At 71.2% G+C, this 21,733-nt stretch carries 15 protein-coding genes; 8 read left to right on the top strand and 7 right to left on the bottom strand.

Features of this window, described 5'->3' with window-relative positions; genetic code table 11:
* Positions 1-75: 75 nt before the first annotated feature.
* The 4 genes from L3Q67_RS28745 to sucC all read right to left on the bottom strand — a co-directional run bounded on the left by L3Q67_RS28745 (position 76) and on the right by sucC (position 4,478).
* Complete coding sequence (locus L3Q67_RS28745; protein ID WP_499184553.1) at positions 76-1,278, bottom strand: IS30 family transposase; 1,203 nt, start codon at positions 1,276-1,278, stop codon at positions 76-78.
* A gap of 246 nt (positions 1,279-1,524) precedes the next feature.
* Positions 1,525-2,382: an NAD(P)-dependent oxidoreductase gene (locus tag L3Q67_RS28740; protein WP_499191670.1), complete on the bottom strand. Its 858-nt coding sequence runs from the start codon at positions 2,380-2,382 to the stop codon at positions 1,525-1,527.
* A 41-nt stretch (positions 2,383-2,423) separates the two neighbouring features.
* On the bottom strand, positions 2,424-3,311 hold the full coding sequence (gene sucD / locus L3Q67_RS28735) for a succinate--CoA ligase subunit alpha (RefSeq protein WP_499184552.1): 888 nt from the start codon (positions 3,309-3,311) through the stop codon (positions 2,424-2,426).
* Between the two features lie 3 nt (positions 3,312-3,314).
* Positions 3,315-4,478, bottom strand: coding sequence for a succinate--CoA ligase subunit beta (gene sucC, locus L3Q67_RS28730; RefSeq protein WP_499184551.1), 1,164 nt, complete (start codon positions 4,476-4,478; stop codon positions 3,315-3,317).
* Positions 4,479-4,594: 116 nt separating this feature from the next.
* On the opposite strand from sucC, the gene L3Q67_RS28725 reads away from it, so the two are divergent.
* Positions 4,595-7,867: a glucodextranase DOMON-like domain-containing protein gene (locus L3Q67_RS28725; protein ID WP_499184550.1), complete on the top strand. Its 3,273-nt coding sequence runs from the start codon at positions 4,595-4,597 to the stop codon at positions 7,865-7,867.
* A gap of 51 nt (positions 7,868-7,918) precedes the next feature.
* Here the strand turns inward: L3Q67_RS28725 and L3Q67_RS28720 are convergent, their stop codons facing one another.
* On the bottom strand, positions 7,919-8,674 hold the full coding sequence (locus L3Q67_RS28720) for a chitinase (RefSeq protein WP_499184549.1): 756 nt from the start codon (positions 8,672-8,674) through the stop codon (positions 7,919-7,921).
* Positions 8,675-9,053: 379 nt separating this feature from the next.
* On the opposite strand from L3Q67_RS28720, the gene L3Q67_RS28715 reads away from it, so the two are divergent.
* Positions 9,054-9,338, top strand: coding sequence for a hypothetical protein (locus L3Q67_RS28715; RefSeq protein WP_499184548.1), 285 nt, complete (start codon positions 9,054-9,056; stop codon positions 9,336-9,338).
* Positions 9,339-9,344: 6 nt separating this feature from the next.
* Here the strand turns inward: L3Q67_RS28715 and L3Q67_RS28710 are convergent, their stop codons facing one another.
* Positions 9,345-10,526, bottom strand: a complete 1,182-nt coding sequence (locus L3Q67_RS28710) for a trans-sulfuration enzyme family protein (RefSeq protein ID WP_499184547.1) — start codon at positions 10,524-10,526, stop codon at positions 9,345-9,347.
* 60 nt (positions 10,527-10,586) lie between these two features.
* On the opposite strand from L3Q67_RS28710, the gene L3Q67_RS28705 reads away from it, so the two are divergent.
* A complete protein-coding gene (locus L3Q67_RS28705; protein WP_499184546.1) occupies positions 10,587-12,053 on the top strand; it encodes an aminotransferase-like domain-containing protein in 1,467 nt (488 codons plus the stop codon).
* Between the two features lie 2 nt (positions 12,054-12,055).
* Here L3Q67_RS28705 and L3Q67_RS28700 read toward each other — a convergent pair whose 3' ends face one another.
* Entirely contained in the window at positions 12,056-12,613 is a 558-nt protein-coding gene (locus L3Q67_RS28700; protein WP_499184545.1) for a dihydrofolate reductase family protein, read from the bottom strand.
* 252 nt (positions 12,614-12,865) lie between these two features.
* On the opposite strand from L3Q67_RS28700, the gene L3Q67_RS28695 reads away from it, so the two are divergent.
* From L3Q67_RS28695 to L3Q67_RS28675, 5 genes are all read left to right on the top strand, one after another.
* Positions 12,866-13,756: a DUF3800 domain-containing protein gene (locus L3Q67_RS28695; RefSeq protein WP_499184544.1), complete on the top strand. Its 891-nt coding sequence runs from the start codon at positions 12,866-12,868 to the stop codon at positions 13,754-13,756.
* Between the two features lie 4 nt (positions 13,757-13,760).
* The gene (locus L3Q67_RS28690) at positions 13,761-14,129 is read left to right on the top strand and encodes an STAS domain-containing protein (protein ID WP_499184543.1); all 369 of its coding nucleotides are present in this window, start codon (positions 13,761-13,763) and stop codon (positions 14,127-14,129) included.
* Between the two features lie 65 nt (positions 14,130-14,194).
* Positions 14,195-14,623 carry an ATP-binding protein gene (locus L3Q67_RS28685; RefSeq protein ID WP_499184542.1) on the top strand — a complete coding sequence of 143 codons (429 nt, stop codon included), beginning with the start codon at positions 14,195-14,197 and terminating at the stop codon, positions 14,621-14,623.
* 87 nt (positions 14,624-14,710) lie between these two features.
* Complete coding sequence (locus tag L3Q67_RS28680; RefSeq protein ID WP_499184541.1) at positions 14,711-19,222, top strand: HAMP domain-containing protein; 4,512 nt, start codon at positions 14,711-14,713, stop codon at positions 19,220-19,222.
* The gene (locus L3Q67_RS28675; RefSeq protein WP_499184540.1) at positions 19,223-21,556 is read left to right on the top strand and encodes a SpoIIE family protein phosphatase; all 2,334 of its coding nucleotides are present in this window, start codon (positions 19,223-19,225) and stop codon (positions 21,554-21,556) included.
* Positions 21,557-21,733 lie beyond the last annotated feature (177 nt).

Raw genomic sequence — 21,733 nt, 5'->3', positions numbered from 1 at the left:
TGGCGATGTCACGAATGTGGCTTTGGGGGCGTATTCGGCCCCCAAAGCCAGGTGGTCTCAACCGATGGTTGCAACTTAGGTTGGTTGGGATAGTAGTTCACGTAGGCATCGGGCTGGTGTGTGCCAGCCCAGTGTCTGGCGTGGGCGGTTGTTGAGTTCGGTGGCGACGTGGGCGAGGTCTTGGGCGGTGTGGGTCGTCAGGTTGGTGTGTTTGGGGAAGTACTGGCGGAGTAGTCCGTTGGTGTTTTCGTTGGAGCCGCGTTGCCAGGGGCTGGCGGGGTCGGCGAAGTAGATGGGCATCCGGGTGGCCAGGGTGATGTCGGGGTGGCGGGCCATTTCGTTGCCGCGGTCCCAGGTCATGGAGCGGCGTAGATGCTGGGGCAGGGCGGTGATGGCGGGGATCATCGCGTCACGGACCTGTTCGGCGGTGTGCCCGTCGGGCAGGTGGAGCAGGATGACGAAGCGGGTGGAGCGCTCGACCAGGGTCCCGATCGCGGAGGTGTTGGCGCTGCCGAGGATGAGGTCGCCTTCCCAGTGTCCGGGTACTGCGCGGTCGGCGGCTTCGGCGGGGCGCTGGGAGATCGGGATCGGGTGGCCCAGTTTCGAGGTTTGCGCGCGGGCGCGGGCCCGGTTACGCGGGACCCGCAGTGCCCGCCCGGTGCGCAAACAGGCGGCCAGTTCCCGCCGCAGCGCACCCCGGGCCTGGACGAACAGTGATTGGTAGATCGCTTCCGGGCTGATGCGCATGCCGGGGTCGTCGGGGAACTGCTCGGGCAGGGTGGCGCTGATCTGCGCGGGGGACCATTTCTGGTTCAGCCCGGCCTGGACCTGCTCACGCAGTTGCCGGTGCACGGCCAGTTTCGCCGGTTTCGGCCGTTTGCCGCGTTCGCGGGCCAGTTCGTGCGCGACCGAGGCCCGGTAGTGTTCTCGCGCATCGGTGCCGGCGTGTTCGGTGCCCAGCACCCGGCCCACGGTGCGGTCGATCTCCCGGCCGATGGTGGACTTGTCCCGCCCCAGCCGGGCGGCGATCTGCGTGTTGGACTCACCCCGGGCGATCCCCACCGCGATCTCCTCCCGCTCGGCCAGGCTCAAAAACCGGCCCGACCCCGGCCGGGGAATCCTCGCGTTCGCACTCACCCCACCAGCCTGAGCGAACCACCGCCGCCCTGTCTCGTGCGACACGCCCACCACCCGCGACGCCGCCCGCACCGACAACCCCGCCCGCACCCCCTCCCAAAACCCCGCCACCACACCCACCGGCAACAACCGACGACCCATCACAACCCCTCCTCACTCAGGAGTTGCAACCACCGCTAGACACCGCGCCACATTCGTGACACCCGAGCCCCACCCCCGCGCAACCCACCAGGCGCCCAGCAACGACAGCCGACCAGAAACCCACCCAGCCCTCCCCATCCCCGGTCCACAGCCAAAAACACGGCGGGGGTGCCGATGTCAAGGCATCTTTCCCGCCTTGACATCGGCACCCCCGCCGTAGTCACACTAAAAACCGGGGTGGACAGACTAGCCCGTCGCCGAACGCCTCCTCGACAACCCCTCCACCACCCTCAACACCGCCGAATGATCCAGATCCCCATACCCCTGCGCCCGAGCGGCGGCGATCAGTTGCGCGGTCAGCGCCCCCACCGGCAGTGCCACCCCCGCCGCACGGGCGGCGTCGAGCACGATGCCCATGTCCTTGTGGTGCAGGTCGATCCGGAAGCCCGGCTGGAACTCCCGCGCCACCATGGTCTTCCGCTTCAGCTCCAGGATCCGGCTGCCCGCGAGCCCACCGGCCAGCACCTCGAGCCCGGCCGAAGCGTCCACTCCGGACGCTTCCAGCAGCACGATCGCCTCCGCGACCAAGGCGTACGTCCCGCCGACCACCAGCTGGTTGGCCGCCTTCACCGTCTGCCCGGCACCGTGCGGGCCGACGTGCACCACGGTCTTGCCCAGTACGTCGAAAATCCCACCAGCCGCCCGGAAATCGCGTTCCTCGCCACCGGCCATGATGGACAGTGCGCCGTCGATCGCGCCCTGCTGGCCGCCGCTGACCGGGGCGTCGAGCACCCGGACGCCCCTGGTGGAGCCGAGCGAGGCCACCCGGCGGGAGGTTTCCGGGCGGATGGTGCTCATGTCGATCAGGAGCGTGCCCGGTTTCGCGTGGTCCAGCACGCCTTCCTCGCCCAGCACCACCTCCTCCACCTGCGGCGAATCAGGCAGCATGGTGATCACCACGTCGGCGTCCACCACCGCCTCGGCGATCCGGGCGCACGGCTGCCCGCCTGCGGCGGTGAGCCGGTCCAGCGCGGGCCGGTGCACGTCGTACCCGGACACCGCGAAACCCGCGGCCGCCAGGTTCGCCGACATGGGACCGCCCATGATGCCGAGCCCGATGAAGCCGATCGAGGTGCTCACATCCCTCACTCCCCTTCCAGGATCCGGCGCACCAGGTTCGCCGTCTCGGTCGGCGTCCGGCCGACGAGCACGCCGACGGCTTCCAGCGCCGCCTTCTTCGCCGCGGCGGTGCCGGAGGAACCGGAGACGATCGCGCCCGCGTGCCCCATGGTCTTCCCTTCCGGGGCGGTGAACCCGGCGACGTAGCCGACCACCGGCTTGGTCACCCGCTCCCTGATGTACTCCGCCGCGCGTTCCTCGGCGTCGCCGCCGATTTCGCCGATCAGCACGATCACCTCGGTCTCCGGATCGGCCTGGAACTCGGCCAGCGCGTCGATGTGCGTGGTGCCGATGACCGGGTCGCCGCCGATGCCGACCGCGGTGGTGAAACCGATGTCCCGCAGCTCGTGCATCAGCTGGTAGGTCAGCGTGCCGGACTTCGACACCAGCCCGATCGGGCCGGCGCCGGTGATGTCGGCGGGGATGATGCCCGCGTTCGACCGGCCGGGGCTGATCACCCCGGGGCAGTTGGGCCCGATGATCCGCGTCCGGCCGCCCTTGGCCACCGCGTGCGCCCAGCACCACGCCGCGTCGTGCACCGGGATGCCTTCGGTGATCACCACGGCGAGCCCGATCTCCGCGTCGATCGCTTCCACGACGGCGTCCTTGGCGAACCGCGGGGGCACGAACACCACCGAGGTGTCGGCGCCGGTGTCCGCGATCGCCTTGCCCACGTCGTCGTAGACCGGCAGCCGCTGCCCGCCGATCTCGGCGGTCTGCCCGCCGCGGCCGGGCGTGACCCCGCCGACCACGGACGCCCCGGCGGCGAGCATGCGCGCGGTGTGCTTGCGGCCTTCGGAGCCGGTCATGCCCTGGACGATGATCCGGGACCGCTCGGTGAGGAAGATGGCCATGGGTCACGCTCCTCCGCGTAGTTCGGGGGTCCGGGGGTCGTCCCCCGTGCGGACACAGAGTTCGGCCGCGCGCCGCGCGGCCTGGTCCATGGTGTCCACCCGGATCAGTCCGGGCAGGGCGGCGCGGTCGAGGATGCGGCGGCCGGCTTCGGCGCCGTTGCCGTCCAGGCGCACCACGATCGGCCGTTCCACCGTGCCGAGCAGGTCGAACGCCTTGACGATGCCGTCGGCGACGGCGTCGCAGGCGGTGATCCCGCCGAAGACGTTGACCAGCACGCTGCGCACGTCCGGATCGGACAGGATGATCTCCAGCCCGGCGGCCATCACCTCGGCCGAGGCGCCGCCGCCGATGTCGAGGAAGTTCGCCGGGCGCGCGCCCGCCCCGGCCACCACGTCCAAAGTGGACATGACCAGCCCGGCGCCGTTGCCGATCACGCCGACCTGGCCGTCGAGCTTGACGTAGTTGAGCCCCTTCGCCTTTGCCGCCGACTCGAGCGGTTCTTCGGCTTCGGTGTCCACCAGGTCCGCGTGGCCCGGGTGCCGGAAGGCCGCGTTGCCGTCGAGGGTGACTTTGCCGTCCAGCGCGACGATCCGGTCGTCGCCGTCGCGGACCAGCGGGTTCACTTCGACCAGCGTGGCGTCCTCGCCGACGAAGACCTCCCACAGCTTCACCAGCACTTCGGCGGAGGTGTCCGGCAATCCGGCGGCGGCCGCGATTTCCTTGGCCTTGGCCAGGTCCACGCCCTCGACGGCGTCGATCGGGATGCGGGCCAGCGACTCGGGGTTCTCTTCGATGTCCACCCCGCCGTCGGCCGAGGCGAGGGCGAGGAAGGTGCGCCCGGCGCGGTCGAGCAGGAAGGAAACGTAGAACTCGGCGCGGATGTCGGCGGCCGGGGTGACCAGCAGCCGCCGCACCACGTGCCCCTTGATGTCCATGCCGAGAATGGCTTCGGCACCGGCACGCGCGGCTTCGGGGGTCTCGGCTAGCTTCACTCCCCCGGCTTTGCCGCGCCCGCCGGTCTTCACCTGTGCTTTGAGGACCACGGGAGTGCCGAATCCCGCGGCCGCGTCGACGGCGGCGCCGGGAGTGGTGACCACGCGCTGCGGGCCGACCGGAACTCCGTGCGCCGAGAACAGCTCCTTGGCTTGGTACTCGTACAGATCCACGATCTGTAGACTGTATGCAGTATGTAAGAACTTGTCCAGGGGCCGGTCGGCGCATACACGGTTGGCCCCGCAGGTCAAGGCTGTATCGCACGGCCGCGCTGTGCTGGGATCTGCGCATGAGTCGGCTGGTTCGCGCGGGCGTGATCGCGGTTTCCGCAGTGGTTTTCTCCGGATTGCTCTCCGGGCCGGCACAAGCCGAGCCGGTGGGGCCCGGCACGCTTTCGCACTTCGGCCTGGCGCGGAAGGACTGCCTCGGCACCGCGCGGAACACCACCAGCAAGGTCTGGTTCACCGTGGCGGGCGGGGTGCTCTCCGACGTCTACGCCCCGGCGATCGACAACACCAACGTCGAATCGCTGCAGTTCGTGGTGACCGACGGCCGGACCTTCACCGACCTGCAGAGCCGCGACACCACCTACACCGTGCGATCCGCGGGGGCGGGCGGCATGGCCTGCGAGGTCACTTCGACCGCGCGCAACGGCAAGTACCGGCTGATCACCGAGTACCACACGGATCCGGCGCGCGACAGCGTGCTGCTGCGCACCCGGCTCGAACCGCTGACCGGTTCGGGCGCCGACCTGAAGGTGTTCGTGCGGTTCGACGCGAACATCAACGGCAACGGTGGTGGCGGCCCGGTCAACGGCGGTGCCGACGACGCGGCGGTCGACGCGGCCACCACCGCGCTGGTCAGCGCCGACCCGGAAACCGAGAGCAGCGCGCCCGCCCGCGACTACGGCACTCCCCTGGCCGCCGCCCTGCGCGCCGATCGCAAGTTCCTCGCCACGGTCAGCGGTTTCGCCGGTACGCCGACCGACGGGCTCACCCAGCTCGACAGCCACCGCCGGCTGACCTACCGCTACCCGTCGGCTAACGACGGGAACGTGGTCCAAACGGCACAGCTCGACCTCAAGCCGAACCAGCCCACGACCCTGTCACTCGGCTTCGGGCCGGACGCGCGAGCCGCCATCGACACGGCAGGAGCGAGCCTGCAGACGCCCTTCGACGTCAGCAAGAAGGCCTACGCACAGGGCTGGGACGACTACGACCGCAGGCTCAAGCCCCTGCGTTCCGGCGACGCCGAGGCCTACAAGTATTCGGCCAACGTACTGAAAGCCAGTGAGGACAAGACTTTTCCCGGCGCGATCGTCGCTTCGCTCGGCAGCCCGTGGGGTCAGGCGGTCAGCGCGGGCGACGCGCCCGGCGGGAAAAGTGTCTACTTCGGTTCCTACCGCGAGATCTTCGCGCGCGACCTGTACGAGAGCTTCTCCGGCCTGCTCGCGGCGGGCGATCTCGACACCGCCAAGGCGAGCGTGCGCTGGCTGTTCGAGCGCCAGCAGCAGCCCGACGGCCGCTTCCCGCGCAACTCGCTGCTCAACGGCAAGAAGGCGCCCGACTCCGGTGGCGACCAGCTCGACGAGACCGCCTACCCGATCCTGATGGCGCTGCAGGCCGGGCTCGACCGCGACGGCGCGCTCTACCGCGACCACATCCGTGCCGCGGCGGACTTCGTCGTCGCCCGCGGGCCGTCGTTCGGCAGCGAGCGCTGGGAGGAGCAGAGCGGCCACTCCCCTTCGACCATCGCCGCGGAGATCGCCGGGCTGGTCGCGGCGGGCACCATCGCCGAGCGCAACGGCGACCCGGCACGCGCCCGGCTGTACCTGGCCACCGCCGACCACTTCCAGCGCAGCGTCAAGGCGTGGACGGTGACCACCACCGGCCCGCACGGCGACGGCCGGTATTTCCTGCGGCTGAGCAAGAACGGCGATCCGGACTCCGGCGTGCAGTACAACCTGGGCAACGGCTCGATCACCGTGGACCAGCGCGAAGTGGTCGACGCCGGGTTCCTCGAACTGCCGCGCCTCGGCATCCTCCCGGCGAACGACCCCGATGTGACGCGCTCGCTGACCGTGGTGGACCAGATCCTCAAGCGCGACACCCCGCGCGGGCCGGGCTGGTACCGCTACGGGACCGCGGCCGAGGGCAGCGAGGACGGGTACGGCGACTGCTACCAGCCCGACCCGACGGACTGCGGGCCGACCGGGCGCCCGTGGCCGGGGCCGAACACCGGGTCCGGGCACCTGTGGCCGGTGCTCGCCGGGGAACGCGGTGAGCACCTCGTGCAGACCGGCGACCGGCAGGGCGCGAGCGCGCTGCTGGCCACGATGCGCGGCCAGGCCACGGGTTCCGGGCTGATCCCGGAGCAGGTCTGGGAGAACGCCGCGGTCCCGGCGTCGCCGCACGGCACCGATCCGGCGGTCGCGTCGATCGGCTTCGAGCCCGGGGGCGCGGCCGGTTCGGCCTCGCCGTTGAGCTGGGCGCAGTCGGAGTCGATCCGGCTGGCCCGCGGCATCGACGTCGGCCGCCTGATCGAGCAGCCCGCGCAGGTGCGCGGCCGGTACGTCGACCGGGCCCCGCCCGCCGCGGAGCCGGTCACGCTGAGCGGTCCCGGCTCGGTGTCCGCGCCGGTCGCCACGGTCACCGGCACTGCCGCACCCGGCACCACCGTCGACATCGCGGCGTCCCCGGCCGACACCGGTGGCCCGACCACCGTCCTCACCACCAGCGCCGGCGCGGACGGCCGGTTCCAGGCCGAGGTGCCGACGCCGCTGGGCGCGACCGTGGTGACCGCCGCCGCGACCGGGTCCGGCACCGGCCACGCCCAGCAGGTGATCAGCTCGGACTTCGTCTCCGGCACCGTGCTGCTGGACGTCACCGACCCCGAGGGCGACGACCACGGCCCCGGCACCTTCACCTACCCGAGCGCGGGCGACTTCCACGACGGCGCCTTCGACCTGCGGCGGTTCCAGGTGATCGACACCGGTGACCAGCTGGTGCTGCGGGCCGGCCTGCGCGATCTGACCCCGACCTTCGGCTCACCGCTGGGCGCGCAGTTGCTCACGCTTTACGCGCACGACCCGGCCACGCCGGGCGCCACCACCGCGCCGTTCCCGAGCCGCAACTACTCGGTCGCCGCGCAGGACGCCTGGAGCAGGCGGATCGAGGTGCAGGGCTTCGCCGACCCGTCCTTCGTCGACGCCGGCGGCGTTCCGCTCGGTGCCGCGTCGGTCCAGGCGAGCCAGGCTTCGCGGACCATCACCGTCAGCGTGCCCAAGAGCGCGTTCGGCACGCCGGGTCCCGGCTGGAAGTTCGCCGTCGTGCTCAGCGGGCAGGACGGCAACAGCCCGGACCAGGCGCGCCCGTTCACCTCGTCCGCCGGGCCCTACGCCTTCGGCCTGTGCGCCGCGGGGGCGAGCGGCCCGGTCTGCGCCGCGGATCCGGCCACGGCCCCCAAGGTGATGGACACGCTCACCCCGGCGGGCGTCGAACAAGGGGTGCTGCTCGACTTCACCCGCGGGCCGGTCGAGGTCCGCGGCGTCCCGCTGGGGTGAGCGCGTGGCTCAGCGGTAGGGGTTCAGCGGTAGAGGTTCGGCGAGAGGGGTTCAGCAGTAGAGGTTGGCGCCGGGGTCGACGCCGAGCACCCCGGCGAAGTTCTGGTAGGCGGTGACCCGGCTCTGCACCTGGCCCGGGTTCTTGCCGTCGCACTCGAGCGCGCCGTTGATGCTGCGGATCGTCTCGCCGAAGCCGCGGCTGCCGACCATCGCGTCGTGCGGGGTCATCGTGCCGGGACCGCTCTGGGTGTTCCAGTACCAGAGGCCGGTCCGCCAGGCCACGGCCGCGTCGTTCTGCACCAGGTACGGGTCGTTGAGCAGGTCGATGCCCAGCGCGTCGCCCGCCGCCTTGTAGTTGAAGTTCCAGCTGAGCTGGACCGGGCCGCGGCCGTAGTAGGCGGCCTGCCCGGCCGGGCAGCCGTAGGGCTGGGTGGCGTCGCAGTAGTGCGGGTAGTTGTCGGTGTTCTGCTCCACGATGTGGACCAGACCACCGGTCTCGTGGTTGACGTTCGCCAGGAACGCGGCCGCCTCCTGCTTCTTCACCGTGTCGCTGCCGGTGTTGGCGAAGCCGGGGTAGGAGCTCATCGCCGCGGTCAGCCCGCTGTAGCTGTAGAACGGGTTCCGGTTCGGGAACATCTGGTTGAACTGGTCTTCGCTGACCACGAACGCCGCCGCGGTCACGTCACCCTCCGTGCTCTCCGGGCCCGCCGAAGCGGCCGCGGGCAGGACCACCGCGAGGGTGCCGGCGGCCAGTGAAGCCGCGAGCAGGCCGAGCCTGCGGCGAAGGGGCGTGCGTCGAGTCGACATGGTGCCTCCTGTGCCAGGTGGGGACCGGCAGTCGCGGGCCGTCCGCGCACGGACACCCTCCGCGACCTCGTACGAGCACCGACAGTGGACTAGACCAATGTCTCCGTCAAGGCGCCCCGGTTACCTTGTCCGGTTTTGTCAGAAGATCCCCAACAGTGCGCACAGCGTTCACCAACAGGGCCCGGCGATCACCCGGACGTGTCCTCCCAGGATTGTTTGCTTCGCCTTCGGCACACATCCCGGCCCCCACCCGGTGGAACACCTGATCGATTCCGTGGAAACGAACTGGCAATTCCCCCGGTGCCTGGTGTTGAACGGTTTTGGGGACCGCGTTTCCGGATATCCCCGGGCAGCGCCGCCAGCGGAAGGGGAGTCAGCCATGCAAGCCGACGATCGAAGAAAGAAAACCGCGGTCAGGGTGGTCTACCTCGGCCAGTCCGCGGCCATGCGCGAACTCACCGCCTGGGCGGCACGCCACGGCGTGCTCGCCGCGGACACCGTGGACGAGGGGGTCATCTGCGGGGTGATCGACCAGGATCTGCTGCACAGCGACGACCCGCTGCTGCACCGGTTGCGGGAGAAGCACCTGCCCTGCCTGACCGTCTCCCGGGGCTGGTGCTTCCTCGCCTCGGCCATCGGGCAAGGGGTCCGCCCGGTCGCCTGAGCGGCGTCAACTCCCGTCCAGGGTCTGCGCCAGGTCGGCCCACAGGTCGTCGGCGTCCTCGATCCCCACCGAGACCCGGATCGTGCCCTCGCCGATGCCCGCCGCCCGCAGCGCCTCGGCGTCGAACTGGCGGTGCGACGTGCTCGCCGGGTGCATCAGCGTGGTTTCGACCCCGCCCAGCGAAGCCGCGAGCTTCGCCAGCCGGACGCCCTTCGCGAACCGCCGCCCCGCTTCGCGCCCGCCGTGCAGGTCGAAGGCCAGCATGCCGCCGTAGCCGGCCAGGAACCGGCTCGCCACCTCGTGGTCGGGGTGATCGGCGCGGCCCGGCCAGCGCACCGACGCCACCGCCGGGTGCCCGGCCAGCCGGTCCGCCAGCCGCCCGGCGTTCGCGCAGTGCCGCTCCATCCGCAGCGGCAGGGTCTGGATGCCGCGGATGATCAGCCACGCGGCGAACGGGTCCGCGGCGGCGCCCAGTTCCATGGTGTGCTGCCAGGCCCGCCGGTACCGCTCCTCTTCGGCGAAGACCAGCACGCCGCCGGTCACGTCGGAATGCCCGCCGAGGTACTTCGTGGCCGAATGCAGGACCACGTCCGCGCCGTGGTCGATCGGGCGGCACAGGATGGGGCTGGCGAAGGTGTTGTCCACGACCGTGACCAGCCCGGCCGCCTTCCCGGCGGCGAGGAACGCGGGCAGGTCGCCCACCTTGGTCACCGGGTTGGCGATGGTCTCCAGGTAGAGCAGCCGGGTGTTCGGCCGCCGGGCCGCGTCGACCTCGGCCGGGTCGTCACCGGGCACGTAGGTGACCTCGACGCCGAACCGCGCGGAGAGGTCCCGCAGGATCGCGTAGGTGCCGCCGTACAGGCAGTTCTGCGCGATCACGTGGTCACCGGAACCGAGCTCCCCCAGCAGGATCGAGCTGATCGCGCCCATGCCCGACGCGGTGGCTGCGGCCGCCACCCCGCCCTCCAGGTCGGCGAGCGTCTCCTCCAGCGCCTGGGTGGTCGGGTTGCGGTAGCGGCTGTAGGTGAAGCCCTGGTCGGGCGCGCCCAGCGCGGCGGCCAGCGCGTCCGGGTCGTCGAAGGCGAAGGTGGACGCCTGGTAGATCGGCACGCTGAGGGGCCGGGAATCGTTCAGCGGTGGCGCGGTCACGTGCACGGCCCTGGTGGCCGGTTTCCGGTCGGTGTGCATGGCCAGAGCCTGGCGCGTGCCGGTGGCCGCCGACAGCGCCAATCCGGCTAAATTGGTTTGGTGACGAAGCCAATGCCGGACCCGTGGCCCGCGGACCGCCTGGTCGCGCAGCTCGGCCGCTGGTCGGCCGCACGCGGCCCACTGCACCTGCTGCTCGCGGACCGGTTGCGCCGGCTCATCGATTCCGGGCAGCTGCCGCCGTACGCCGCCCTGCCGCCGGACCGCGTGCTCGCCGGGCTGCTCGCCGTCGGCCGCAGCACCGTGGTCGCCGCCTACGACCACCTGCGCCAGGAGGGCAAGCTCGAACGGCACCAGGGCCGCGGCACCTGGGTCGCGCCCGCGGTGCTGTCCGGGCTCCGGCCCGCCGCCGTGACCGGCTCGAACCCGCTGTTCGTCAACTACCTCGAGCCGATCGAGGGCGTGCTGTCGCTCGCCTGCACCGCACCCGCCGGTGTGCCGCCCGAACTCACCGAGGCCTACCAGCGCGCGATCGCCCGCCTGCCCGGAGTGACCGGCGAGAGCATCGGCTACCACCCGCTCGGCCACCCCGAGCTGCGCGAAGGGCTCGCCGAGCGGTACACCCGCCGCGGGCTGCCGACCACCCCGGAACAGATCCTGGTCACCACCGGCGGTCAGCAGGCGCTGTCGCTGATCTCCCAGCTGTTCCTCTCCCCCGGCGACGAGGTGCTGGTGCAGACACCGACCTACCCTGGCGCGCTGGAGTTGTTCCGCGCGGCGGCCGCGGTGCTCAGGACGGCACCGGCCGGGGTCGACGGCTGGGCCGCGGCGCTGGCCGGATCCCGGCCGCGGCTGGCCTACCTGAATCCCACGCACCACAACCCCACCGGGCACACGCTCTCCGCGCTCGCCCGTCGCCGGATCGTCGAAATCGCCGCGGCACGAGGGCTTCCGCTGGTCGACGACACCGTCCTGAACGGACTGTCCTTCGAAGACGCGGAGCCGCCGGACCTGGCCGCCTTCGCCCAGCCCGGCGCGGTGCTCACCGTCGGCTCGATGACCAAGACCGTCTGGGGCGGGGTGCGGACCGGCTGGATCCGGGCCGCGGAGACCGACATCGGCCAGCTGGCCCGGATCAAGGCGCTGCACGACCTCGGCAGCCCGGTGCTCGAACAACTGGCCGCCGTGGAACTGCTGCCCCACCTCGACGACATCGCCGCCCGGCGCGGCAAGGAGCTGAGGCGGCGGCACGACCTGACCTGCTCACTGCTCGCCGAACTGCTGCCCGGCTGGGAGTTCGAGCCGGTGCGCGGCGGGCAGTGCCTGTGGGTGCGCCTGCCCGCCGGTGACGCCTCCGCGTTCGCGCAACTCGCCCTGCGGCACGGGGTTTCCCTGCTGCCGGGCACCGCGCTCGACGCGGGCGGCGGCAGCACGGACCGGCTGCGCATCCCGTTCACCGCGCCCACGGCCGAACTCCGCGAAGGCCTGCACCGCGCGGCCGAAGCGTGGACGGCGTACCGGCGCACCGGGGACACCGCGCCCGCCGCGGTGCACGCGCTGGTCGTCTGAGTTCAGCGGGTCCGGTAGTGGGCGTAGATGAGCCCGCTGTCGAAGGCGCGCTGGTCGACCAGGTCGAGATCGAGGCGCACGCCGTCGGGGAAGAACCGCTTGCCGCCGCCGACCACGCTCGTGGTCGTGAACAGGTGGTACTCGTCCACCAGGCCGGCCCTGATCGCCTGGGCCGCGAGGTTCGGGCCGTCGACGCTGAGGTCGGCGTCGGCCTCTTCCTTGAGCTTGCGCACCGCGTCCGGGTCGAAGGTGCGCTCGATCCTGGTCTTCGCGCTGGACACCGACTCCAGCGTGGTGGAGTACACGACCTTCTCCGCGGCCTGCCAGTCACGGGCGTACTGCAGGCCGTGCGGCGGCTGGCCGGGCTCGGTGTGCGCGGTCTCCCAGTAGACCATCGTCTCGTACATCCGCCTGCCGTAGAGGTAGGTGCCGAGGGGCCGGAAGAGGTCGTTGATGAAGGAGTGCACCTCCGGGACCTCGGCCCCGGTGCCGATGCCGCCCTCCGCCGCCTCGGCGTAACCGTCGAGCGAGGTGAGCATCGAGTAGATGAGCTTGGCCATGGGTCTCCTCCGGGTGCGGGCAGCGCTTCTACCGACTGTGACTCCCGGGAGCCCCGAAACTCATCGGTCCACTCACCGGACACCCCGAAACGCTCCCAAGCCCCGCCCCCCCCGGGCGAATGCTATGAGTGGGGCATTACTAGCGTTCAATGCAAGTAATGCCCCACTCATAGCATTCGCCGGGTGGAGGGGTGCCGGGGCGGGCGGGTTCGGTGGGAGCTGCTCCACCGGACGAGCGCTTAGGATCATCACGTGGTGGATCAAGGCGAGCGGACCTTCGTCGAGATCGCCTGCGACGAATCGGGGTCCGAGGGCGAGAAGCTCATCGGCGGCGAGACCGACGTCTTCGCGCACGCCGGGGTGCGGCTGAGCACCGAGGCGGCCGTGGACTGCCTGCGGGAGATCCGCGCGCGCATCCGCTCCCCCGCGCTGGAGTACAAGTCGAACCACCTGCTGCGGTCCAAGCACCGGCCGGTGCTGGTGTGGCTGCTCAGCCCCGCCGGGCCGATCCACGGCGTGGCCAAGGTGCACCTGACGGACAAGGCGTTCTTCCTCTCGGGCCTGCTGGCAGGCCTGCTCGGGCAGGACCACGCCGACCTGCACCGGGAGGGGCCGCGCACCTTCGGTCCCGCTCGCTGGACGCGGATCCTGGGCGCGTTCAACGATCTGATCCGCACCAGCAACCGCCAGCCCGCGCCCGACTCCCTCACCGAACTGGTCGCCGGGACCCCGCTCGCGGACCGGCTGCGCCACGCCGACCTGGCCGCCTGGCGCCAGGACGTGGTGCTGAACCCGCTGCTGCCCGCGCTCGCCGAAACCGTGCGCCACTGGAGTGACGGCGGCCGCGGCGTCTCGGTGGTGCACGACGAGCAGCCGTCGCTGACCGAGGAGAGGATCGCCCAGGTGCGCGGCCTGCTCGGCGGCGTCCCGCTGCGCCTGCGGTTCGTCGACTCGCGCCTGGACGCCAGGGTGCAGGTGGCCGACTTCCTCGCCGGGGTCGCCAGGAAGATCGCCTCCGATCAGCTGAACGGCCGCGGCGACCCGGAACTGACCACCTTGCTGCGGCCCTTCGCCGCCCCTTCCTCCGCCTGGTGGAACGGGGTGCGCCGGGCACCGGGGCGTGACCTCCCCGTGGGAGGATGAGCGCGTGACTTCCGACCTGATGGCGTCCGACGGCGGCTCGGCCTTGACCGTGCGGACCGAGCGGCAGGGCGCCACGGTGATCCTGGTGCTGACCGGCGAGATCGACCTGCTCACCGCGCCCCGGGTCCGGGAAGCGGGCGCCGAGGCGCTGCGGGAGGGGCCCGCCGCGCTGGTGCTCGACCTCACCGACGTCAGTTTCCTGGCTTCCGCCGGGCTGGAGGCCCTGGTCGAGTTGCAGGAGAAGACCAGCGGCACGGCCCCCTTGCGGGTGGTCGCGGGCAATTCGGCCACCCTGCGCCCGCTGGAGATCACCGGCCTGACCGAGGTGCTCGCGGTCTACCCGAGCCGGGCCGAGGCGCTCGCCGGAGGTTAGCCGGTCCCCGCACGGGTATTCCTTCCAGTGCCGTACCCGACGTTGGTCGAAGGGGGCACTGGCCCGTGTTCAGCCAGCCGGACACCGAACTGCACGTGCGCGTCCCGGCGCGTGCCGAGCGCCTGCCGGAGATCCGCCGCGAACTGGCCGCGTGGTGCCACCGGGTGGACCTCTCCGAGGAGGACACCGAAGCCGTCGTGAGCGCGGCTTACGAGGCGATGGCCAACGTGGTCGACCACGCCTACGGCAACCGGCCCGGTCCGCTGGACCTGCACGCGACCTGCCCGCCGGGACAGGACAGGGCCACCGTGACGATCACCGACGACGGGCGCTGGCGGCCGCCGCGCGATCCCCGGGTCACCGGGCGCGGCCGCGGGCTGCCGATGATCCGCGCCTACGCGGGTTCGGTGGAGATCCGTCCGTCCGCGCACGGCACGAGCGTGCGGATGAGCTGGCCGCGTCCCGTCGCGCGACACGGTCACCGCTCCGGTTGACCGGAGCGTCCGCGCCGGGCCTTCCCGGCGGTAAGTTGAACAGGCCGGGCCTCGATCCGGCACGGTCCGGATCGAAGCGGGGTTGGCATGGGTGAGGCGACGGTCGGAACGCGGACGCCGGAAAGAGCCGAACAGCCGGAACTGCGGCAATTGCTGGCGGGGCTCACCGCGGTCCGCGACGGCGATTTCGGGATCCGCCTGCCGGGCGACGCGGACGGCCTGCTCGGCGAAATAGCGACCGTGTTCAACGGAATGGTGGACCAGCTTTCCCTGTTCACCTCCGAGGTCACCCGCGTGGCCAGGGAAGTGGGCACCGACGGGCGGCTCGGCGGCCAGGCGCGGGTGCCGGGGGTTTCGGGCACCTGGGAGGACCTCACCGACTCGGTGAACGCCATGGCGGGCAACCTCACCACGCAGGTGCGCGACATCGCCCAGGTGGCCACCGCGGTCGCCAGCGGTGATCTCTCGCAGAAGATCGACGTGGACGCGCGCGGGGAAATCCTGCAGCTGAAGGAAACCGTCAACACGATGGTCGACCAGCTCTCCTCCTTCGCCGACGAAGTCACCCGCGTGGCCCGCGAAGTGGGCAGCGAGGGCAGGCTCGGCGGGCAGGCGCAGGTGCCCGGGGTCGGCGGGGTGTGGCGCGACCTCACCGATTCGGTGAACTTCATGGCCGGGAACCTGACCGATCAGGTGCGCAACATCGCCCAGGTGACCACGGCGGTGGCGAAAGGCGATTTGTCGCAGAAAATCGACGTCGACGCGCGCGGGGAAATCCTCGAACTCAAGAACACCATCAACACGATGGTCGACCAGCTCTCCTCCTTCGCCGACGAAGTCACCAGAATGGCGCGTGAAGTGGGCACCGAGGGAATCCTCGGCGGCCAGGCCGACGTCAAGGGCGTTTCCGGGACCTGGCGCGACCTCACCGACTCGGTGAACTTCATGGCCGGGAACCTGACCGCGCAGGTGCGCTCGATCGCGCAGGTCGCCACCGCGGTCGCCAGCGGTGACCTGTCGCAGAAGATCACCGTCACCGCGCGCGGGGAGATCTTGGAGCTGAAGAACACCATCAACACGATGGTCGACCAGCTCTCCGCCTTCGCCGTCGAAGTCACCCGCGTGGCCCGCGAGGTCGGCACCGAAGGACGGCTCGGCGGCCAGGCGGATGTGAAGGGTGTTTCCGGGACCTGGAAAGCGCTCACCGAATCGGTGAACGTGATGGCGGACAACCTGACCGCGCAGGTGCGCTCCATCGCGCAGGTGACCACCGCCGTGGCGAAGGGCGATCTGTCGCAGAAGATCCGCGTCGACGCGCGCGGGGAGATCCTGGAGCTGAAGGAGACCATCAACACGATGGTCGACCAGCTCTCCGCCTTCGCCGACGAGGTCACCCGCGTGGCCCGCGAGGTCGGCACCGAAGGCAACCTCGGCGGGCAGGCCACCGTGCGCGGGGTGTCCGGCACCTGGGAGGACCTGACCGACAACGTCAACGTGATGGCGTCGAACCTGACCAACCAGGTGCGCAACATCGCCCAGGTGGCCACCGCGGTGGCCAGGGGCGATCTGTCCCAGAAGATCACCGTGGAGGCCAAGGGCGAGGTCGCCGCGCTGGCCGGCGTGATCAACACGATGGTGGACACGCTCTCCGCCTTCGCCGGGGAGGTCACCCGCGTGGCCCGCGAGGTCGGCACCGAGGGCATGCTCGGCGGGCAGGCCCAGGTGCCGAACGTGGCGGGCACCTGGAAGGACCTCACCGACAACGTCAACTTCATGGCGAACAACCTGACCAACCAGGTGCGCAACATCGCCCAGGTGACCACCGCGGTGGCGCTGGGCGACCTGACCCGCAAGATCGACGTGGACGCCCGCGGCGAGATCCTGGAACTCAAGACCACGATAAACACCATGGTCGACACCCTCTCGGCGTTCGCCGCCGAGGTGACCAGGGTGGCGCGCGAGGTGGGCAGCGAGGGCAGGCTCGGCGGGCAGGCCGAGGTCGAGGGCGTGTCCGGCACCTGGAAGCGGCTGACCGAGAACGTCAACGAACTGGCCGGGAACCTGACCCGCCAGGTGCGCGCGATCGCCGAGGTGACCAGCGCGGTCGCCGAGGGCGACCTGACCCGGTCGATCACCGTGGAGGCCTCCGGTGAGGTCGCCGAGCTCAAGGACAACATCAACTCGATGGTGGAGTCGCTGCGCGAGACCACCAAGGCCAACCAGGAGCAGGACTGGCTCAAGTCCAACCTGGCCCGCATCTCCAGCCTGATGCAGGGCCGCCGCGACCTGGCGGTGGTGGCCGAGCTGATCATGGACGAGCTGGCGCCGCTGGTTTCGGCCCAGTACGGCGCCTTCTACCTCGCCGACGACTCCGCGGCCACGCCGGAACTGCGGCTGATCGGCGCCTACGGGCACCCGGCCGCCGACGGCGACATCCGCTTCCGGTTCGGCGAATCACTGGTCGGGCAGGCGGCCCGCAGCCGCAGGACGATCGCGGTGGACGAGATGCCCGCCGGGTTCATCGCCATCTCCTCCGGCCTCGGGCAGACCGCGCCGACGAACCTGATCGTGCTGCCGATCGTGGTGGAGGAACAGGTGCTCGGCGTGATCGAACTGGCGTCGGTGCACCGGTTCACCGCCACCCACCGCGATTTCCTCGAACAGCTCATGGAGACCGTCGGCGTCAACGTCAACACCATCGTGGCCAACGCGCGCACCGACGAGCTGCTGGGCGAGTCGCAGCGCCTGGCCACCGAATTGCAGTCGCGGTCAGGTGAGTTGCAGATCCGGCAGGAGGAACTGCAGCTGTCCAACGCCGAACTGGAGGAGAAGGCCGCCCTGCTGGCGAGCCAGAACAGCGACATCGAGGCGAAGAACCTGGAGATCGAGCAGGCGCGCCAGGAGCTGGAGACCCGCGCGCAACAGCTCACCATCGCCTCGAAGTACAAGTCCGAGTTCCTCGCGAACATGAGCCACGAGCTGCGGACCCCGCTGAACAGCCTGCTCATCCTGGCGCAGCTGCTGGCCCAGAACCCGGCCCGCAACCTGACCTCGAAGCAGGTGGAGTACGCCGGGATCATCCACTCGGCCGGTTCGGACCTGCTGCAGCTGATCAACGACATCCTGGACCTGTCGAAGGTCGAGGCGGGCAAGATGGACATCAGCCCGGAGCGCGTGCCGCTGCGCCGGCTGCTGGACTACGCCGAGGCCACCTTCCGGCCGCTGACCACGCAGAAGAACCTGAGCTTCCGGGTGACCACCGCCCCCGGCGTGCCGGTCGACCTGCTCACCGACGACTCGCGGCTGCGCCAGGTGCTGCGCAACCTGCTGTCCAACGCGGTGAAGTTCACCGAAGAGGGCGGCGTCGACCTGCGCATCGAACCGGTGGCACCGCCGGAGGTGCCCGCCTCGGTCGCCCACCACGGCGCGGCGATCGCCTTCCGGGTGATCGACACCGGCATCGGCATCCCCGAACAGCAGCTGCAGTCCATCTTCGGCGCCTTCCAGCAGGCCGACGGCACCACCAGCCGCAAGTACGGCGGCACCGGGCTGGGCCTGTCGATCAGCCGGGAGATCGCCTACCTGCTCGGCGGGGTGATCACCGTGGCCAGCAGTCCCGGCCGGGGCAGCACGTTCACCCTGTACCTGCCGGTGGCGCGGCCGGACTTCGAAGAGGTCTCCCCCGCACCGGCGGCCGCCCCCGCGCCCGCCCCGCAGGCGGTGCCCGAGCCACCGCAGCAGCGGCGGCTGCTGGTGATCGAGAAGTACCCGCGCGGGTTGTTGTCGCTGGTGGCCGAAAGCGTGATCGCCGACCTCGCCGAGGTGCCGGACCTGATCGAGACCCGTGGCCAGGTCGAGCTGGTCACCGCGGTCGGTGCCGAGGAGGCCGCCGCCGCGCTCGCCACGCAGGCGTTCCACTGCGTGGTGCTGGAACTGGACATGCCCGAGGAAGCCGGGTTGCGCTTCCTCGCCGCGATGGACGGCGATTCCGCGCTGCGCTCGGTGCCGGTGCTGGCCCACCACAACCGGCGGCTCGACGAGGACGCCGAACGCGTGCTGCAGGCCAGGGCCGGGGTGCAGCCGCTCGAACTGCTGTCCAGTTTGGACGAGCTGCGCGAGCGGATCGCCTTGCACATGACCGCCGCGCAGCCCGGCGACGTCGTCCCGCTGGTCCGGCCGCAGCCCCCGGTCGGCGGGCCGTCGCCGAAGGAGCTGGGCCGGCGGGTGGCCGGGCGCACGGTGCTGGTGGTCGACGACGACACCCGCAACGTCTACGCGCTGACCAGCATGCTGGAAACGCACGGCCTGCAGGTGCTGCACGCGGAGAACGGGCGCCGCGGGCTGGAGACCCTCGTCGCGCACCCGGAGATCGACCTGGTGCTGATGGACGTGATGATGCCGGAGATGGACGGGTACGCGGCCACCGCGGCGATCCGGGCGATGCCGGAGCACCGCGAGCTGCCGATCATCGCGGTGACCGCCAAGGCGATGCCGGGTGACCAGGAGAAGAGCCTCGGCTCCGGCGCCAGCGACTACGTGACGAAACCGGTGGATTCGGCGCACCTGCTGGCGTGCATCCAGCGCTGGCTGGAGGACTAGGTGGGCGTGGAAGCCGAAGCGGGAGCGGCGAACCTGACCCGGCTGGCGGCCACGGTCGAGCGGCTGCGGGCGCAGGTGCGCCAGGCCCACGCCGAGACCGAGGGCCGCGCGCTGCTGGAGCTGGCCAAGGGCATCCTGGTCGAAAGGCTCCACTGTGGACCTTCGCAGGCCGCGCACCAGCTGGCGGAATTGGCCGCCCAGGCGGGGCTGCCGCAGCTGGAACTGGCCGCCGACATCGTCAACCAGTCCGCGCGGGACAAGCTCGGCGAAGCGGCGGGCGAGCTGCTGACCGCGAACCCGGCCGTGCCGGACCCCGGCCCGTCGGCCGCGGTCCGCCTGCGCAGCGCGGAAGGCGGCGTCCTGGCGGCCACCGACGCCCAGGCGGTCGCGGAGTCGCTGCTCGAACACGCGCTGGCCCCGCTGGGCGCCACCGCGGTCGCCGTCTGGGCCGCCGGTTCGGACGCTTCCCTGGCGCTGGCGGGCTTCGCGGGACTGCCGCCGGAAGAGGCGAAGCGGTGGCGGTACGTGCCGCCGGGCCTCGCCACCCCGGCCCGCCGCGCGCTTTCCGAACGACGGCTGGTCTGGCTGGAGGATCTCGCCCGCACCGGGCCGCCGTCGATCGGCCAGCGCGAGGTGCCGGGTGCCCGGGTCACCGTGCCCGCCGACGCGGGCGGGCGCATCCTCGGCGTACTCGAAATCTGCTGGCCCGCACCGCTTTCCCACCAGTCACCGCAGATCGAGCGGCAGATCGAGGCGCTCGCCGAACTGTGCGCCCGCGCGCTCGACACGCACGTCGCCGAGGTCGCGCCGTCGTTCGAGAGGGACGCGGACAAGCTGATCGACGTGGCCGACGCGGTGCTCGACCCGGCTTTGGTGCTCCTGCCGGAACTGGACGCGGGCGGCAGGCTCACCGATTTCCGCATCCACCACACCAACAGCGCGTTCGCCGACCCGGCCGGGCGCCCGCGCCACGCGGTGGTCGGCGCGCCCCTGCTCGAGATCTACCCGATGGTGGCCGGGAAGAGCGGGTTGTTCGACAAGGTCGAGCACGTGCACGCGACCGGGGAACCGTTCCGCGCCAAGGAAACCACCCTCACCACGCTGGTCGAGGACGTCCCGGTGACGCTGACCGCGGGCATCAGCGTCACCCGCCACGGCGACGCGGTGCTGCTGATCTGGCGGGTGCAGGACGAGACCGCGCGGCTGGCCGGGCTGCTGCAGCACGCCCAGCGGCTCGGGCGGATCGGCGGCTTCGAGGAGAACGCGGTCACCGGCGAGATCGCCTGGAACACCGAGGTCTACACGCTGTACGGGCTGCCGGTCACCGCCCGGCCGATCGCGCTGCACCACCTGCCCGCGCACGCCGACCCCGACGACGCGACGGCGATCGGCCGGTTCCTGCGCACCCTGCTGCACCACCGCCGTCCCGCGTCCACCGCGTTCCGCCTGCAGCGCCCGGACGGCATTTCGCGGCACATCCGGGTGATCGCGGACCCGGTGCTCGACGCGGACGGGCGGCTGCTCACCGTGCGGGGTGCCTACCAGGACATCTCGGCGCAGCACTGGACCGAGGTGGCGCTGGCGGCCACGCGGGACCAGCTCGCGCACACCGAACAGCAGTCGGCCGAGCGCAACCGGCTGGCCCTGCACCTGCAGCGCGCGATCATGCCGACCGCGCCCGACCCGATCGACACCGCCGGGCTGAAGATCGCCGTGCACTACCGCCCCGCCGAAAACGACCAGCTGGTCGGCGGTGACTGGTACGACGCGGTGACCCTGCCGTCGAAGCAGATCCTGCTCTCCGTCGGCGACATCGCCGGCCACGGCATCGAAGCCGCGACCGGCATGGTGGTGCTGCGCAACGCGCTGCGCGGCCTCGCCGCCACCGCCGCCGGTCCGGCGCAGCTGCTGACGTGGCTGAACCTGGTGGCGCACCACCTGACCAAACGCGTGATCGCCACGGCCGTCTGCGGCATCTACGACCCGGCGACGCGCATCCTGCGCTGGGCGCGGGCCGGGCACCTGCCCCCGGTGCTGATCCGGGAGGGAACGGCCACCGGGCAGCCCATGATCGGCGGCATCCTCCTGGGCGCGACCGCGGCCGCGGAGTACGAGGAGCAAAGCATCCAGCTGGCCCCCTCGGACATCCTGCTGCTCTACACCGACGGCCTCATCGAGCGCAAAGGCCGCTCCATCGACGAGGCGATCGCGCAACTGCTCACCCTGGCGGAGGCCCCCGCGGACACCCTCGAACAACGCCTGGACCACCTGCTCACCCACAGCAACGCCGACACCGACGACGACACCTGCATCGTCGCCATCGAACTGGCTTGACCGTCCCGGGATGTCCGGAAATACCCCCGGCAACAAGTCCCAGCCGAATTCCCGGTCACGCCCACACCGGCGGTGCTACAGCGCTACGATCGCGCTCATGCCTGGGGAGGGTGGTCACATGGAGACGAATTCACCCGGTGAGGGTGGCAAAGGCGGCTTCCACGTCAGCACGGCAGG

The organism is Saccharothrix sp. AJ9571, from assembly GCF_021725495.1.
Taxonomy (GTDB): domain Bacteria; phylum Actinomycetota; class Actinomycetes; order Mycobacteriales; family Pseudonocardiaceae; genus Amycolatopsis; species Amycolatopsis magusensis.
This window is presented reverse-complemented; position numbering and strand designations above follow the sequence as displayed.